Genomic DNA, 16,400 nt, shown 5'->3' with positions numbered 1-16,400 from the left:
AACGGGCAGTTTGGCATGACTTCTTCGTCGCAGTGGAATGCATCGGCAGGATGCTCGTTTGCTTGCCGTCGTCACGCGTCCCCCGCCGCAGTCGCCGGCGTGCGCCGGATCACAGCCTGAGGTACATCATAGGCCTGGAATGCCGCCCAGTGCTTGTCGATATCGGCGCGGAACAGGCCGCGCGTGAGGCCGTGGACCAGCTTCGGCACCGCCGTCGTCATCGCATTGATCGAGGAGCCGGACGGACCAAAGCTCATGGTCGAGGCGATGGCGAACAGGTGAATGTCGGAGATCCACGGCGTTCGCCCAGCCGCGCGCTCGCGGAAGGCATAATCGTCCGACAGATAAGGAAAGGCGCCAAGGCGCGGGCTCTGTTCCCGCGGCGGCGGCGTGTAGCAGTCGGCCCAGCGCGCGATGTTATCGGCGCACCGCTTCAGTTCGGGGCGACCGGCGAAATCCATCATGACGCCGGTGGCGCAGATAACGAAATCGACCGCGATCTCGCCACGTGGCGTGCGCAGCAGCACGCCGTCAACGGTGTCCCGCGCTCCCTCGACAGGTGCGCCCTCGTGCAGATGGAATGTCGCATGTTGGGCGCAGCGATTATAGGTGGCTTGCGGAAATCCCTCGCGCAGCTCGAGGATCGCACGCATGAAGCGCCAGCGCCAGGAATCGTCGAGCTCGGAGAAATGCCTGAGGAAGCCGCGGAAGGTCAGCCATCGATAGGGCTGCACCAGCTGGATCGCAGCGCGCCGGCATAGCAAATGCACGGCGCCCGCACCTGCCTCGAGTGCCATCGCCGCGTTATCGAAGGCCGAGGCGCCTGCGCCAATCACCGCGACTCGCTTGCCGCGTAGCGCGGTGAAATCTGTCGGCGCCGCGCAGGTGACGCATCGCGACGCCGACAGATGCTGCAACGGTTCGGGAATGCCCCAATCGCCCATGCCTTCCTGTCCCGTCGCGAGCACGATCTTGCGGGCGTAAAGCATCTCCACGCCACGAGCAGTCCTCACTGTTGCCTGCAGCAGGCCGTTTACCCCGGGTGCGATATCCGTCACCTCGCAGCCATTGCGCACCGGTAAATCAAGCACCCTGCGGTACCACAACAAATAAGCCGCCCAATATTCGCGCGGGATCAGACCAAGATCGCGCCAGCTCTCCATTCCGAACTTGGCCTCATGCCAGGCCTGATAGGTCAGGCTCGGCAGGTCGAGATCCGGTCCGGTGTAATCCTTCGGACTGCGCAGGGTCGGCATCCGCGCATAGGTCAGCCAGGGGCCTTCGAAGTCCTCATCCGCCTTGTCGAGCACGAGGATGTTGGTGACCTGTGAGCGCTGCAGGCCGAAAGCCGTCGCAAGACCCGATTGACCGGCCCCAACAATGAGCACATCCAGAGCGCGGCCGCCATCGGGAGCAGTCATCGGCGTCAGCCAGGGCATGCTCGGATGCGCCGTCTTGGCAAGATCGGCGCGGACCTGAACCGCGAGTGCTGCAAGACCATCACTCATGCCGCGAGCCACCCGCCATCGACTGCAAGCACCGTACCGGTGACGAAGGAGGAATCGTCACCGGCGAGAAAGAGCGCGGCCGCGGCCACTTCGTCGGCGCTGCCGAATCGCTTCATGGCGTGACGCTGCCGCGAGGCTTCGCGCACCGGCTCGGGATCGGCATGCCGTGCAAAACTGCGGCGTAGCAGCGGCGTGTCGATCGCGCCGGGCGCCAACGCATTGACGCGGATGCCGTCGGTGGCGAAATCGACCGCCATGGTGCGGGTCAGGCTGACGATGGCCCCCTTGGCAGCAATATAGGCGCTGTTGCCCTTGCCGCCGGCGATCGCCAGCTGCGACGCCAACGTGACGATGGCGCCCTTGCCTTGCCGCTGCATGACCGGCACGGCCGCTCGCGCCCACAACCAGGTGCCGCCGACATTGGCGCGGAATACCGCGTCCCAATCCGTTGGTGAGGTCGTGATCACGGTGCCGCCGCAGGAGAAGCCGGCAGAGGTCATCAGCACGTCGAGCCTGCCGCGGTTTGTTGCGACACTTTCGACGGTGGCGCTTGCAAAATCGGCGTCACCGACATCACCGACATGGACGCTGCCGCTGCCACCCTGTTGGCGAATCATGGCCAGCGTTTCGGCCGCACCGTCGGCATCGCGATCGACCAGCGCAACGAAGGCGCCTTCGCGGGCGAACAGAACGGCGCTGGCCCGGCCGATCCCGGAGCCGCCGCCTGTGATGATGGCCACCCTGCCCGCCAGCTTCATCTCAGGCGCCTCCCCGATCATGATCATGCAACCAGCGCCGCATATGCTCCGCGGACTCCTCGCAGCCATATTTGGCGCGCCATCCGAATTCGTCGGCCATGCGCTGTACCGATAGCGGCGCCCGCGTCAGGCCGTGCACCGTCACGGTTGGTGTCTCACCGGAGACAGCCACGCGGCAAACGAAACCGCCGCCCGGGTCAGCAAAAGCCCTGCCCCAGGCTTCGGCGGTGAAGGTTACGCCGCTCGAGATATTGTAAAGCTTGTGGCGAGGCTGGGCGGCATCGAGCAGCACGCCGACGGCATCGGCGACGTCGGCTGCATAGACCCAGTCCCGCGCGCCGGGCTCGCTGAGCAACGCCGGCGCGCCCCGCCGCGCGCAATCCACGATCAGCGCCTGCGGCGACGGCGTGTCGCGGACACCGCCGGCACGCTCGTGCGGGCCGAACACGCCGGAGAGCCGGACGCTGATCACATCGGCCTGCCAGAGGTCGGAGAGCCGCGCCACCACACGCTCGGAGGCGAATTTCGTGATCGCATACAGCGATTGCGGATCGCAGGGCGTCGTCTCTTCGAGCAGCGGATAATGCCGCCCGCTCGCGCCATAGCTTGCAGCGGACGACAGGTTGATCACACGCCGCACGTTTGCTTTGCTCGCAGCGGTCAGGATCGGCACCTGCGCCAGCAGATTGACGGCCAGGATGCGCTCCGGCTCGGCGGCATCTCGCGCTGCGCCTGCCGTGATCGCGGCGCCCAGCACCACGGCATCGCATGCCACCCCGACTGCGGCATCAACCGCGCTGCGGTCGGTCACGTCCCCTCGCAGCACACGCAAGCGTTCACCGTAAGGTGCAAAGGCGCAGCGCGCCTCCGCCGGCAATTCGGCCTGATCGAACAGCGTGACCTCATGGCCGCGGGCAAGCAGCTGCTCCGCGATATTGAGCCCGACAAAACCTGCGCCGCCGAAGATCACGACGTTCATCGCGCTAACCGCTCACAATAGCTTGGCGCCAAAATTCTGCTCCGGGCTCATGTCCGCGACCAATCGACCGGTCGGCTTCGCCGCCTCGCCGCCGCTGCGGGCAAGGAAGCGGCCGGAGCCCGGCGACGCGTTCAGTTTACCGCTCTCGACGATGACGCGGCCGCGGGAGAGCACCGTCACCGGCCAGCCCTGCAGCGAACGGCCGGCGAACGGCGTGTAGCCGGCCAGATCATGCATCATCGCGTCGGTGACGGTAATACGGCGATCGGGATCCCAGATCGCGATATCGGCGTCAGCGCCAACGGCGATCGAGCCCTTGCGCGGATGCAGATTGTAGATCTTGGCCGGCGCGGTCGCGGTCAGCTCGACGAATTTCTCCAGGCCGAGCTGCCCCTTGGAAACCATCGCGTCGAACAGCAGCGGCAGCCGCAGCTCGAGGCCCGGCAGGCCGTTGGCCACCTGCTTGAAGTTAGGGTTCGGCCCGGCGCGCAGCTTGCCGGTCTCGTCGAAGCGATACGGCGCATGGTCGGAGGAGATGGTTTGCAAGTCGCCGAGCGCCAACGCCTTCCACAGCGCCTCCTGGTCGTCCTTGCGGCGCGGTGGCGGGCTGCACATCCATTTGGCACCCTCCGCGCCCGGCTTGTCGAGATCGTCGGCGGTGAGGAACAGATATTGCGGGCAGGTCTCGGCAAATACTTTCAACCCCTGCCCGCGGGCATCGCGGATCGTCTGCGCGCCCTCGGCGGTCGAGACATGGAAGATCATGATCGGCTGATCGACCAGCGCCGCCATGCCGATCAGGCGGTTGAACGCCTCGGCTTCCGAAAAGCGCGCATGGCTGATCGCGTGATATTTCGGATGAGAGTAGCCGCGCGCCAACAGCCGTTTCACCATCCAGGAGATGATGCCGTGGTTCTCGGCGTGGGCGCAGAGCATCGCGCCGCCCTCGCGCGCGGCAACGAGAATGTCGAGCAGCGGCTCGTCATCGATCTTCAGTCGGTCATAGGTCATGAAGATTTTGATCGAGCCATGGCCCTGACGGATCAGCAGCGGAAGGTCGCGCTCCAGCGTTTCCTTGGTCGGATCGGCGATGATCATGTGAAACGCGTAGTCGATCACCGCGCCCCTGCGTGCCAGCGCGTGATAGTCCTCCAGCACCTGCCCCAATTGCATGCCGACATGCTGCGCAGCAAAGGAGATGACCGAGGTCGTGCCGCCGAAGGCCGCCGAGGTCGTGGCACTCTCGAAGGTGTCGGCATTCATGATGCCGGCAGCAGACAACTGCTCGATATGACAATGGCTGTCGACGCCGCCGGGCAGCACGAGCTTGCCGCGCGCGTCGATCTCGCGTTTGGCCGGACCGAGCCCGCGCCCGACCGCAACGATGGCCTCGCCTGCGATCGCCACGTCTGCCTCGAACACGTCGGTGGCCGTGGCGACGCGCCCACCGCGGATGATCAGGTCATAGGCGGGTTCGGTCATGACGGTGTCTCCTTGCGTAACTTTCGAAATTCATCAGCGCCTGTTTTCGTCGCGGCGCGCCCTTGCGCCCTGCGCATGACCGCTTCATGCTGTCCATGGCATAGTGATTGCCTCTGTTTCGCACCGTCAACACTGCCCAAACAGGAACCTCCCATGCCCCGACCGCGCATCATGGTCATCAATCCGAACTCCAACCGCGTGGTCACCGCCGGCCTTGCCGATGCGTTGAAGCCGCTGTCCTTTGCCGACGGTCCAGAGATCGTGTGCGAGACCTTGGCCGAAGGACCCTACGGCATCGAAAGCCAGGCCGATGCCGAAAGCGTGGTGATGCCGCTGCGGCGCGCCGTCGCCGGCGACAACGAGTCGGCAGCCTTCGTGATCGCCTGCTACAGCGATCCCGGCCTGCATGTTTGCCGCGAGACGACCACGCGGCCGGTGCTGGGCATTGCCGAATGCGGCGTGCTGACCGCACTGACCCGCGCCGAGACTTTTGGCGTGATTGCGATCGCGCAGCGCTCGATCCGCCGGCACATGCGCTATCTGCGCCAGATGGGCCTGATGGATCGGCTGGCCGGCGAGCGTCCGCTCGACATGAGCGTTGCGGAAACCGCATCGGGCGAAGGCACGCTCGCGAAGATGATCACGGTCGGCCGCGCCCTGAAAGAAGAAGATGGTGCCGGCGCCATCGTGATGGGCTGCGCGGGCATGGCGCGCCATCGCAAGCCGCTCGAGGACGCACTCGGCATTCCCGTGATCGATCCGACCCAGGCCGCCGTCACCATGGCGCTCGGCGCCGTGCAATTCGGCGCGTCGTGATGCAGTGATTGGCGGGCTAGCGTGCTTCACGCGCCCGCCTCGCCTGCCAATCGTCGTAGCTCTCGCGGTCCATCGCAAACACGTCGCGCTGGGTCGAATAGAGATTGCCGAACAGCCGTCCGATGGGCTGATAGGTCGCCATGTCGACACATATCCGCGCCGGATCGACCAGACCTTCGCGGGCATGCAGATGCAAGACCTCGCCGACCAGCAACTCGCGGCCTGGACCAAATGCGAGCGAGACCTGCCGCCGGCACTCCAGCGCAAAGGGTGCCGCAGCCAGCCGCGGCACCTTGACCTCGGTACTGGCCTCCGTCATCAGACCCACGGCCGCCACCTCGCTCTCGCCGGAGGGGAAGTCCACCGCACAGTCGTTCATCGCTTTCGCCAGCGCCTGGTCCACCATATGCACGACGAATTCGCCGGTGCGGTGAATGTTGCGCGTGGTGTCCTTGAACCGGCCGTCAGGATGATGCTGCAGGCCGAGCACGATCAACGGCGGGTCCTCGGAGAACACGTTGAAGAAGCTGAACGGCGCCGCGTTCAGCGCGCTGTTCTCGTCCATCGTGGTGACGAAGGCGATCGGTCGCGGTACCACCACGCCGCACAGCAGCTTGTAGCGGTCCCGAGGCGCAAGGTCGCGAAAGGAAAGGCTCGTCATCGCTAGACGTCCTTGCTCACGTCGGCGGGATCGCGCCGGTACGGCTGGTGATCAGGCCATAATGCTCGGTGCGACGATGGGCGGCGAAATTGAAGATCGTCTCTTTGCCGAACGCGGTGGCGTCGAGATCGCAGGGATGCACCAGCAGCTCGTCATCCTCCGTCTTGGCCTCGGTGACAATCTCGCCGTCCGGATTGACGATGATGCTGCCGCCGATCAAGCGATGGCCGTCCTCGTCACCGGCCTTGGCGACCGCAATCACCCAGCAGGAATTCTGGTAGGCACCGGCCTGCGCCGAGAGGCGGTTGTGGAACAGCCGCTTCTCCGGCCCTTCGTCACCCTTCTGCGCGTTGACCGACGGCGTGTTGTAGCCGATCAGCACCATCTCGACGCCCTGCAGGCCCATCACGCGATAGGTTTCCGGCCAACGGCGGTCGTTGCAGACGGCCATGCCCATGATGCCGCCGAGATTGCGCCAGACCGGAAAGCCGAGATCGCCCGGCTCGAAATAGCGTTTCTCCAAATGTTGGTGCGTACGTTCCGGATCAAACTCGGCATGGCCGGGCAAATGGATCTTGCGGTATTTGCCAACGATATTGCCGGTGCGGTCGGTGAGGATCGCGGTGTTGAAATGATGGCCGTCCGGCGTCAGTTCGGCATAGCCAAAGCTCATCGCTATCTCGTGGCGGGCCGCGCGATCGAACAGCGGCCGCACGGCGTCATTGGGCATCTCGCGCTCGAACCAGCCATCGGCGTCGGCGCGATTCTCCATGTACCAGCGCGGGAAGAAAGTGGTCAGCGCGAGCTCGGGATAGACGATCAGGTCCGCGCCTTTCGCCTTGGCCTCATCCATCAGCGCGAGCATGCGCCTGACCACGACATCGCGCCCCTCCGCGCGCTGGATCGGGCCCATCTGGGCCGCGGCAACGTTGATCATGCGCATGGTTGTTGTTCTCCTTGCAAATCGTGCGGCGGGACCTCAGCCATTGAACGCGGCCTGCGCTTCCGGCAGATCCCAGATCTTGCCGATCGCTGCAGCCCCCGCGGTGGTGATCGCAGCCTCGTCGCCGTGAACATAGCGTCCCGCATCGATCAGCAAGCGGCCGTTGACGATGACCTGATCGACATTGGCGCGGTTGCCGAGCGCGATCAGCGCGCGGCGCGGATCGAACAGCGGCTGCAGGTGCGGATGGGTCATGTCAATGACTGTCAGATCCGCCGTTGCGCCGGGCGCAATTGTCCCGAGATCCGGACGCTTCACCAGCGCAGCCGCGGTCGCAGTCACCGCTTCGATCAGGTCGGGCGCGCTCGCGACCTCGGCCCGCTGCAGCGCAAGCTTGGAGATCATCGAGGCCGCATTGAGCTCGCCAAGCAGGTCCATGTTGTAGCCGTCGGTGCCGACCACGGTGCGCACGCCATGTTCGGCAAACCGGCCGAACGCCGCCGTGACGCCGGATCGCGCAAACACCCGCGGGCAATTCAACACCGCAGCGCCCCGCACCGCCATCAGCTTCAGATCGCTGTCGGAGCTTGCGATGCAATGCGCTGCGAGAAGATCAGGAGCCAGCAGGCCCAGCCAATCGAGATATTCGGCCGGCGTGCGGCCGTCATAACGCTTGCCAATCGTTTCCACCTCGGCATGGCTTTGCGCCAGATGGGTGGTGATGGGAACGCCGAGCTCGCGGGCCCGTGCCGCGCAAGCACGCAGCAGATCGGGTCCGCAGGTGTCGGTCGCATGCGGGCTCATCGCGAGGCCAATCCGTCCCTCACCACACCCGTTCCAGCGCTGATAGAGCACGTTCCAGGTGGCGAGGTCGACCGCGCCGTCGTCACCGGCGTATCTGACCACACCGTCCGAGCCGGCCTTGGCGTCCGAGGTCGAGAACAGATATGGCGCGCCATAGAATCGGATTCCCATCTCCTCGGCGGCGTCGAACATCTCGGGAATTGTGTTGCGGAACGGCTCCATCACCGTGGTCGCCCCGCCCTTGAGTAACTGCAAGATGCCGAGCCGCGCGACCGCAAGGCGTTCCTCGGCCGAGAGCAGATCGGCGCCGCGTTTGGTCAGCGGCAACAGCACCGTGTAGACGATGCTCTGATTGTTGCGCCGGCCGTTGCCATCCTCGGTGTGGCTGCGCGCCACCGCCTCGCTGAAACAATGATTGTGCAAGTTCATCAGGCCCGGCAGGATGAAGCGGCCGGGACGATCATGTACCTCGGCGGCGGACGGCCTGTCCTTGGTGATAGCCGCGACCTTCTTGCCTTCGATCAGCACCCAATGATCGCGAAGCACATCCTGCGTATCGTCGCGGCGGGATAGCACGTAGCTGCCGAAGATCGCGATGCTGCTCATGATGGACGCACATTCCAGAAGACCGCGGTGCCGTCGAGAATGCCGGTGATACTCTTGCGGTAGGCAGTCGGTTGCTTGTACAGGCCGATCGGAAAATACGGGATCTCTTCAAACGCCAGCGCCTGGATCTCGCGGCATATCCGCTGTTGCTCTTCGAGCGAGGAAGCCGCGAGCCACTGGCCGCGCAGGCCGCTCATCTTCTCGCTGCTGTACCATCCGGCGACTTTGCCTTCGCCGCGCAGATTGGTGTTACCGGCCGGGTTGAGCCAGTCGATGCCTTGCCAATTGCCGACGGCAGCGCTCCAACCGCCCTTGTCGATAGGATCCTTCTTGAGCTGGCGCTGCAGCACGACCGCGAAGTCGAGCGCCTGATGGTCGACGTTCATCCCGGCCCTCCGCAGCATGTCGGCGGCGATCTGGCCAAGCGGCTTTTGCGCGGCCGAATTGCTCGGCGACAGCAGCACGACCTTCCCGCCTTTGTAGCCGGCCGCCGCCAGATCGGCCTTCACCTTAGCCATATCGCGCGGGCCGCGGAAGACGCTGAGCCCGACGTCATTGGCCATCGGCGTTCCCGGTGCGAAATAGCCGATCGGCGAGAGCTGATACGCCGGATCTCCGCCCGCGACCGCGGTCATGAAGTCGGCCTGATCGATCGCGCCGAGCAGCGCACGGCGGATCGCCGGATCGTCGAACGGCGGCTGCAGGTGATTGACGCGGAGCATGCACGCATAGCCGCGGGGATCGAGCACACGCGTTTCGACCTCATCGGACTGCTTCAGCACGGGTAGCAAATCGTGTGGTGTGGTTTCCTGCCAATCCTGCTCGCCAGTCTGGAGGGCCGCCACGGCGGTCCCCGGGTCCGGCGTCGTGGTCCACACAACGCGGTCATAGTGCACGACCTTGGGACCGGCGGTCCAATCCGGCTTGCCGTCCTGGCGAGGTTGATAGCGCTCGAACCGGGCATAGGCGTTGCGTACGCCCGGCACGCGCTCATCCGCGATGAAGCGGAACGGCCCGCTGCCGATCACTTCGGTGATCGGCTTGAGTGGATCCTGGCTCGCAAACCGCTCGGGCATCATGAATGCGGCATGCACCGCGGCCTTGCCGAGCGCCTGCGGCAGCAGCGGGAACGGCCGCCGCAAGCGAAAGCGGATGGTACGGTCATCCGACGCGGACAGCTCTTCGGTTGCCGCCATCAATTCGCCGCCGAACCCGTCGCGCGAGGCCCAGCGGCGGATACTTGCAACGCAGTCCCGCGCCAGCACCCGCTCGCCGTCATGCCAGAACAGCCCGTCGCGCAGCGTCAGGTCCCATTGCTTGCCGTCATTGGAGACGACGTGGCCCGAGACCATCTGCGGCGAGACTTCCAGCGCCGAGTTGATGCCATAGAGCGTGTCGTAGACCATGAAGCCATGGTTGCGCGACACCTGTGCGGTGGAATAAATCGGGTCGACGAACGCCAGATCGATCACCGGGATGAAGCGCAGCGTGGTCTGCGATTGCGCGCGCACGATACCCGGAAACGACAGCGCGGGCGCCACCGCCGCAGCGCGTAACAGGGACCGGCGAGACAACTGCATCGACGACTTGCCCCTGCTCATCAGCGCGATTGACCCGCCGTTTCGTGGTGCTGGAAGTTTGCTGCGATCGCCTCCCCGGTCGTGATCCACACGTCCGGGCAGGATCTGGCGTAGGTCAGGAACTCGCGGAGCAAACGGAGTCGCATCGGACGGCCGCTGCATTGCGGATGCAGCACGGTGGTCACCATCGCGCCCCAGTCGCGGACCTCGTCAAGCTCGTCCTTCCAGATCGAGAGCACATGCTCCTTGGGAAAGATCGAGCGCGGGCTGAACCGCGCCGAGAGGCCGTGCATCCAGTCGTCATAGCTAGCGGTGACCGGCAGCTCGATCGTGCCGGGCTTGCCGTCCGCGAGGCGATGGCGATAGGGGCGGACGTCGTCGCGGAACGAAGAGGTGTAGACGATGCCGTGCCGGACCAGCGCCCGGCGCAGCTCCTCAGTGAACTCGCCATAGGGTGCGCGATAGCCGATCGGCTTCAGGCCGAGCCGGCGCTTCAGCGCCTCAAACCCCCGCTCCAGCTCCTCCTCGATCCAGGGATCGCCGGGGTCGGGCAGCAGATGGTGGTAGCCATGATGGCCGATCTCATGGCCCGCCTTGAGGATGGATTCCGCCATTGCGGGATGCGCGTCAACCGACCATCCCGTAACGAAGAACGTCGCCTTCAGATCGAGCTGGTCGAGCAGCTCCAAAAGCTTCGGCGTGCCGACCCGCGCCTCATAGCCGCCATAGCTCATGGTGATCAGACGCTGCGCGTGGACGGCGTCCTTACTGGTCCAGGCGCTTTCCGCGTCGACGTCGAACGACAGGAACATGGCCGACGTCCACGGCTTCGGCCAGGGATAGTTCGGTGCCGGGTCCGCGGTGTTCGCCGGGACGAGCGGGATGCTCTGGAGTGCCTTACTGTCCAGCATTGATGGTCGCTTTCTCTACGCCGTTGTCGGTCAATTTCCACTTTGCAAGCAGGCTGCGGTAGGTGCCGTCGGCGATCAACGCATCGAGTGCCTCTACAAAGGCCTGCTGCAGTGCCTTCTCCTTGACCGGCAACGCGATCCCGGTGAACTGCGCCGCGATCGCCTGGCCAACCGGCGCATAGGCGCCGGGTTCCTGGTCCATGATGTAGGGCAGCGTCTCATTGCCCTGGACCGCCGCGTCGATCCGCCCCTGCTTCAGTTGCGTGCGCGCGTCGGCGGAGCCCTCCGTGCCGACGAATACGATCGCGTTGCTGCCGCAATGCGCCGTGCTCCACGCCGCGATCTGATCCGGAAACATGGTGCGGCGGCTGGCGCCGACCTTCTTGCCGCACAGCGCCGCCATGTCCTTGAACTCGGCCGCACGAGATTTCTGCACAAAGAACTGCGGGCCGCTGCGCAGATAATCGACGAAGGTTGCCGCCTCATGCCGCGTCGCATAGTCGGTAAAGCCGGACAGGATCGCATCCACCCGCCCGGACGAGATCGACGGCATGAACTGCGCGAAGCTGGTCTCTTCCCACTCCAGCTTGACGCCGAGCTTGCGGCCGAGCGCCTCGCCGAGATCAATGTCGAATCCGGCCAGCGTATTAGTGGCGGGGTCACGGAACTCCATCGGCGGATAGTTCGGCACGATTGCGAGCTTGATGCTGCCGCGCTTCGCAATCTCCGCTGGCAGCTCGATCGCAAAGGCCGGTCCGGCCAGGACCAATCCAAGCACGCCTGCGACAATCAGTCTGATCATCAAACTCCCCCCATCAAATCACCGCTGCCAGAAATGCCTGCGTGCGCGCCTCGCGCGGCGACCCGAGAACATCAGCGGCGCGCCCGGACTCCAGGATTGCGCCATGGTCCATGTAGACGACGCGATCAGCGACCTCGCGGGCAAAACCAAGCTCATGTGTCACCACCATCATGGTCATGCCGCTCTGCGCGAGCTCCTTCATGACCGACAGCACCTCGCCCACGAGCTCGGGATCCAGCGCGCTGGTCGGCTCGTCGAACAGCATCAGCATCGGCTTCATCGCCAGTGCGCGAGCGATCGCCACGCGCTGCTGCTGACCGCCTGAGAGCTGCGACGGATAGGAGTCTGCTTTCGTCGCAAGCTCGACCCGGCGCAGCAGCTCGATCGCCTCGGCGCGGACCTCATCCAGCGAGCGGCCCTGCACCTGCACCGGTCCTTCAGTGATGTTCTCCAGCGCCGTCTTGTGCGGAAATAGGTTGAATCGCTGGAACACCATCCCGGTTTTCAGCCGCTGGCGCGCGATCTGCCGTTCGGTCAGGCGGCGCAGCTTGCCACCCTCTTCGCGTACGCCGAGCAGTTCACCATCTAGCCAGATGCCGCCGCTGTCGATCATGGTGAGCTGGTTGATACAACGAAGCAGCGTCGTCTTGCCCGAGCCCGACGCACCGATCAGGCAAAGCACCTCGCCGGGCCACACGTCGAGCGAGACATCCTTGAGAGCCTGGAACTCTCCAAAGGCCTTGCTGACGGAGCGGATCGCAACGAGGGGTTTCGTCATCGGTTGATCCGTGCCGTTCCACGCGCAAAGCGGCGCTCGAGCAGCATCTGCAGTGGGGTCAGGATAGACACCACCAGCAGATACCAGCAGCCGGCGACGATCAGGAGTTCGATGACGCGCGAATTGGCGTAGTAGATATTCTCGGCGTTATGCAGCACCTCGGGATACTGGATCACGCTGGCGAGCGAGGTCGCCTTCACCATGCCGATGAATTCATTGCCGAGCGGCGGTATCACCACGCGCATCGCCTGCGGCAGGATGATCCGCCGCAGCGCGCGGAGCCGCCCCATCCCGATCGCCTGCGCCGCCTCATACTGCCCGGCATCGACAGACAGCATGCCGGCGCGCATCACCTCCGACGTATAGGCGCCCTGGTTGATGCCGAGTCCGAGCAGCGCTGCGAGGAAGGGCGTCATGACGTCGACGGCGCGTGCCGTCCACAGACCGGGAATGCCGATGGTCGGAAACACCAGTGCGAGATTGAACCAGAGCAGCAGTTGCAGAATCAGCGGTGTGCCACGGAACAGCCAGGTGTAGCCTGCAGCGACCGACTTCAGCACCGGATTGGGTGACAGCCGCATGATCGCCACGACCACGCCGAGGATGATGCCGAGCGCCATGGCGAGCACCGCCATCACCATGGTGTTGACGATACCCTCAAGGATCACCTTCGCGGTCAGGAAGCGGCTGACATAGGACCATTCGATCTGGCCGGCGGCAAAGGCACGGGCGATGGCCGCCAGCACCACGACGATCGCGGCCGCAGCCAGCCACCGCCGCCAGTGGATCTCCCGCGCGATCTGGATCTGCGAGAGATCGGGAAAGCCTTCCGCAAGCGTCGGGGCCGCCCTCATTGCGGCGCCGCATTCATCATCGGCTTGGCGACGTCATTCGCCCCCAAACCAAATTTGGCGAGGATCTTCTTGTAGGAGCCGTCAACGATCATCGCCGCGAGATGCTCCGTCACCACCTCGCGGAGCGCAGCATCGTCCTTGCGGAACATGATGCCCTGATAGCCGATTGCGAAGGGCTCGCCGACAACACGGTACTTGCCTGCTTCCTGCTGCTGGGCATAGGGCAGCGTCTCGCTGCCCTGCACGGCGGCGTCGATGCGGCCCTGCTTGAGCTGGTTGCGGACGTCGATCGAGTTCTCGCCCGGAACATACTGAATGGCCGCCTTGCCTGCAGCCTCGCAGTTCTGCTTGCTCCACTTCTCGATCTCGACCGGGAAGCTCGTGCTGCGCGTGGTGCCGACCTTCTTGCCGCAGAGATCGGCGGCGACCTTTGCCTCATGCCCGTCCAGAACGAAGAACTGCGGTCCGGTGGTCAGGTAGTCGATGAAGTCGGCGGTCTCGCGCCGTGAGCTACGGTCGGAAATGCCGCTGATGATGAAATCGGCGCGCTTGGTCTGCAGCGACGGGATGAGTTCGGCGAACGGCGTTTCGCTCCAGATGATTTTGACGCCGAGCCGCTTGGCAAGCTCATTGGCCAGATCGATGTCGAGGCCGACGAGTTCGTTCGTCGTGGGATCACGGTACTCCATCGGAGCATAGGTCGAATTGACCGTCAGCTTCAATGTCCCAGTCTGCTTGATCTCCGCCGGTAGTTCACCCGCCCGCACGGAGGCGGCAGCGAATGCGGCAAGGCCGAGGAAAAGCGAGAGGCGTGTCATGTCAGCTCCTTTGCCAACGCGCGACTGGCCGCATGTCAGTCCATGTCGAGAACGGCCGGCTCGACCACGCCGGCGCGTTCAGTGATCATCCTGTATTGCTCGGGCCGCCGGTGGGCGGCAAAATTGAACATCTTGTCCTTGCCCTGGCGGCAGAGATCGAGATCGATGTCGGCAACAACGACCTCGTCCGCCAGTGTCTTCGCTTGTGCGACGATCCTGCCGTTCGGATCGACAATGCATGAGCCTCCGATCAGGCCAGAGCCATCTTCCTCGCCGGCCTTCGCTACCGCAATCGCCCAGGTCGCGTTCATGTAGGCATTGGCCTGCGCGACCAGCGTCGAATGGAAGGTGCGCAGCGACGCGTCCTCGGTGGCGCCGCCGTTCGGATCGTAGGCCGCCGAATTGTAGCCGATGCAGACCAGTTCGACTCCCTGCAGGCCCAGCACGCGCCAGGCTTCCGGCCAGCGGCGATCGTTGCAAATCATCATGCCCATGATGGCGTGGCTCCACGCCGATCCTGCGCGGAAGGCGGGAAAGCCGAGATCGCCATATTCGAAGTAGCGTTTTTCCAACTGCTGGTAGCGCGCGCCTGGCCGGGGTTCGACCGACCCGGGCAGATGCACCTTGCGATATCGGCCCATGATTTGGCCGCTGTCGCCAACCAGGATCGCACAATTGTAACGACGGCCATCCGGGGTAAGCTCGGCATAGCCGACATAGAAGCCGACGCGCAGTTCGCAGGCTCGGTCGAATAGCGCCTGGACAGCCGGATTCGGCATGCCGCGCTCGAAATACTGATCGAGCCCATCGCCCTCGAGCAGCCAGCGCGGAAAGAATGTCGTGAAGGCGAGTTCGGGAAACACCACGAGCCGCGCCCCCCGCCCGGCCGCCTCTTCGAGTAACCGGAGCATGCGATCAAGTGTGTGCGCGCGGGCATCAGCTCTTTGCGTCGGCCCCATTTGGGCAGCGGCAGCACGAAGAACGCGAGTCAACATTGCCTCCAAATGATGCGGACTGCTGCCTCGATAGGCGGACCGATATTCCCTCGGCGGCGCTCATTCCGCACCGCATTACAAGAAATGAGAGCGGCGTTGGCAATCACTCGTGCTATGATATTTTCGGCCAGACTATAACAGGCACGAATAGATGAACCTGCGCCAACTTGAAATTTTGCGTGCGGTCGTTCGACACCGGACGACAGTCGCAGCAGCCGAGGAGCTGTCGCTGTCACAGCCGGCGATCAGCAATGCGTTGAAGGCGATGGAGACGCAGGCGGGTTTCGCCTTGTTCGAGCGCGTCAACAACCGCCTGTTTCCGACCGCCGAGGCGATGGCGCTCTACAAGGAAAGCGAGACGATTTTTGCGCTGCATGCCAAGCTGGAAAACCGCGTCCGTGATCTCAGGGAATGTCGCACGGGGCATCTGTCGATCGTCGCAACGCCGCCGCTGGCCTACAGCATCATCCCGCCCGCATTGTCGGACTTCCTGCGCCGGCGGCCGCAGACGCGGATGTTCTTCGACGTTCGCCGCTATGAGGGCATCATCGACGGACTCCTGAGCCGGGTCGCCGAGCTCGGCTTCGCGCTCGGCTTCTCGCATCATCCGGGCATCGCGCATGAAGTGGTACACACCGGCGAGATGGTCTGCGTCATGCCGCCGCGGCATCCGCTGGCGGACCGCGCGGTGATCACCGCGTCCGATCTCGCCGATCGCCCCTTCATCGGGCTCGAGCGCGGAACACAGTTGGGTGAAGCCGTGCGTGCGAGTTTTGCTTCGGCCGGCGCTCTATTCCAGCCAACCGTCGAGGTGCGATACTGCAACACCGCCTGCGTGCTCGCCGCAGCAGGCGTCGGCGCGGCGGTGGTGGATCCGTTCTCGCCGCACCAGGCTGGCAGTCAGGAGCTGGTCATACGCCCCTTCCTTCCCGTAACCCCTGCGCTAGCATACATGCTGTGGTCCGAAGCGGAGCCGCTCTCGCGTCTTGCTAGAGCGTTCCTCGACGAAGTCCGCCGAGCAAGCCGACAACTGGAATGATCAGGGCACCGTACTGCCGACTGCAGAAGCCGACGTCGTAGCTGGTCCGGCTACCACCCGGAAATA

Annotated in this window: 16 protein-coding genes; 2 read left to right on the top strand and 14 right to left on the bottom strand. The window is 64.5% G+C overall.

All coding sequences use genetic code 11. The annotated features are described in order from the left end of the window. Nucleotides 1–71 precede the first annotated feature (71 nt). The 4 genes from LRP30_RS15470 to hydA are packed head-to-tail and all read right to left on the bottom strand — an operon-like array spanning nt 72 to nt 4,727. Entirely contained in the window at nt 72–1,508 is a 1,437-nt protein-coding gene (locus LRP30_RS15470) for an NAD(P)/FAD-dependent oxidoreductase (protein WP_249760898.1), read from the bottom strand. After that, a complete protein-coding gene (locus LRP30_RS15465; protein ID WP_249760897.1) occupies nt 1,505–2,266 on the bottom strand; it encodes an SDR family oxidoreductase in 762 nt (253 codons plus the stop codon). Before LRP30_RS15465 ends, LRP30_RS15470 begins: the two co-directional genes overlap by 4 nt. A gap of 1 nt (nt 2,267) precedes the next feature. Continuing rightward, nucleotides 2,268–3,245 (bottom strand): NAD(P)-dependent oxidoreductase, encoded by a 978-nt coding sequence (locus LRP30_RS15460; protein ID WP_249760896.1) that lies wholly within the window; start codon nt 3,243–3,245, stop codon nt 2,268–2,270. Between the two features lie 12 nt (nt 3,246–3,257). Beyond that, nucleotides 3,258–4,727 (bottom strand): dihydropyrimidinase, encoded by a 1,470-nt coding sequence (gene hydA / locus LRP30_RS15455; RefSeq protein ID WP_249760895.1) that lies wholly within the window; start codon nt 4,725–4,727, stop codon nt 3,258–3,260. Between the two features lie 153 nt (nt 4,728–4,880). Between hydA and LRP30_RS15450 the strand changes: the two genes are divergently transcribed. Further along, nucleotides 4,881–5,543, top strand: a complete 663-nt coding sequence (locus LRP30_RS15450; protein ID WP_249760894.1) for an aspartate/glutamate racemase family protein — start codon at nt 4,881–4,883, stop codon at nt 5,541–5,543. Nucleotides 5,544–5,559: 16 nt separating this feature from the next. Here the strand turns inward: LRP30_RS15450 and LRP30_RS15445 are convergent, their stop codons facing one another. Genes LRP30_RS15445 through LRP30_RS15400 form a run of 10 tightly spaced genes read right to left on the bottom strand, consistent with a single transcriptional unit; the run spans nt 5,560 to nt 15,259 of the window. After that, nucleotides 5,560–6,204 carry a flavin reductase family protein gene (locus tag LRP30_RS15445; protein WP_249760893.1) on the bottom strand — a complete coding sequence of 215 codons (645 nt, stop codon included), beginning with the start codon at nt 6,202–6,204 and terminating at the stop codon, nt 5,560–5,562. Nucleotides 6,205–6,220: 16 nt separating this feature from the next. After that, nucleotides 6,221–7,147: an N-carbamoyl-D-amino-acid hydrolase gene (locus tag LRP30_RS15440; protein WP_128938419.1), complete on the bottom strand. Its 927-nt coding sequence runs from the start codon at nt 7,145–7,147 to the stop codon at nt 6,221–6,223. A 36-nt stretch (nt 7,148–7,183) separates the two neighbouring features. After that, a complete protein-coding gene (locus LRP30_RS15435; RefSeq protein ID WP_249760892.1) occupies nt 7,184–8,557 on the bottom strand; it encodes an amidohydrolase family protein in 1,374 nt (457 codons plus the stop codon). Next, a complete protein-coding gene (locus LRP30_RS15430) occupies nt 8,554–10,137 on the bottom strand; it encodes an ABC transporter substrate-binding protein (protein ID WP_249760891.1) in 1,584 nt (527 codons plus the stop codon). Before LRP30_RS15430 ends, LRP30_RS15435 begins: the two co-directional genes overlap by 4 nt. A gap of 20 nt (nt 10,138–10,157) precedes the next feature. Next, nucleotides 10,158–11,048: a polysaccharide deacetylase gene (locus LRP30_RS15425; protein ID WP_249760890.1), complete on the bottom strand. Its 891-nt coding sequence runs from the start codon at nt 11,046–11,048 to the stop codon at nt 10,158–10,160. Next, a complete protein-coding gene (locus LRP30_RS15420; protein ID WP_249760889.1) occupies nt 11,035–11,850 on the bottom strand; it encodes an ABC transporter substrate-binding protein in 816 nt (271 codons plus the stop codon). The genes LRP30_RS15425 and LRP30_RS15420 overlap by 14 nt, the downstream gene beginning before the upstream one ends. A gap of 13 nt (nt 11,851–11,863) precedes the next feature. Then, a complete protein-coding gene (locus tag LRP30_RS15415; RefSeq protein ID WP_128945378.1) occupies nt 11,864–12,628 on the bottom strand; it encodes an amino acid ABC transporter ATP-binding protein in 765 nt (254 codons plus the stop codon). Beyond that, the gene (locus LRP30_RS15410; RefSeq protein WP_128934639.1) at nt 12,625–13,482 is read right to left on the bottom strand and encodes an amino acid ABC transporter permease; all 858 of its coding nucleotides are present in this window, start codon (nt 13,480–13,482) and stop codon (nt 12,625–12,627) included. Before LRP30_RS15410 ends, LRP30_RS15415 begins: the two co-directional genes overlap by 4 nt. After that, a complete protein-coding gene (locus tag LRP30_RS15405; protein WP_249760888.1) occupies nt 13,479–14,300 on the bottom strand; it encodes an ABC transporter substrate-binding protein in 822 nt (273 codons plus the stop codon). The genes LRP30_RS15410 and LRP30_RS15405 overlap by 4 nt, the downstream gene beginning before the upstream one ends. Nucleotides 14,301–14,335: 35 nt before the next feature. After that, nucleotides 14,336–15,259 carry an N-carbamoyl-D-amino-acid hydrolase gene (locus LRP30_RS15400; RefSeq protein ID WP_245508619.1) on the bottom strand — a complete coding sequence of 308 codons (924 nt, stop codon included), beginning with the start codon at nt 15,257–15,259 and terminating at the stop codon, nt 14,336–14,338. A gap of 187 nt (nt 15,260–15,446) precedes the next feature. On the opposite strand from LRP30_RS15400, the gene LRP30_RS15395 reads away from it, so the two are divergent. Next, on the top strand, nt 15,447–16,334 hold the full coding sequence (locus LRP30_RS15395; protein ID WP_249760887.1) for a LysR family transcriptional regulator: 888 nt from the start codon (nt 15,447–15,449) through the stop codon (nt 16,332–16,334). Nucleotides 16,335–16,400 lie beyond the last annotated feature (66 nt).

The sequence above is a fragment of the Bradyrhizobium sp. C-145 genome, from assembly GCF_023375135.1.
Lineage (GTDB): Bacteria > Pseudomonadota > Alphaproteobacteria > Rhizobiales > Xanthobacteraceae > Bradyrhizobium > Bradyrhizobium zhanjiangense.
Note: the sequence above shows the minus strand (reverse complement) of the source record. Positions and strands in the feature narration are given on the sequence as shown.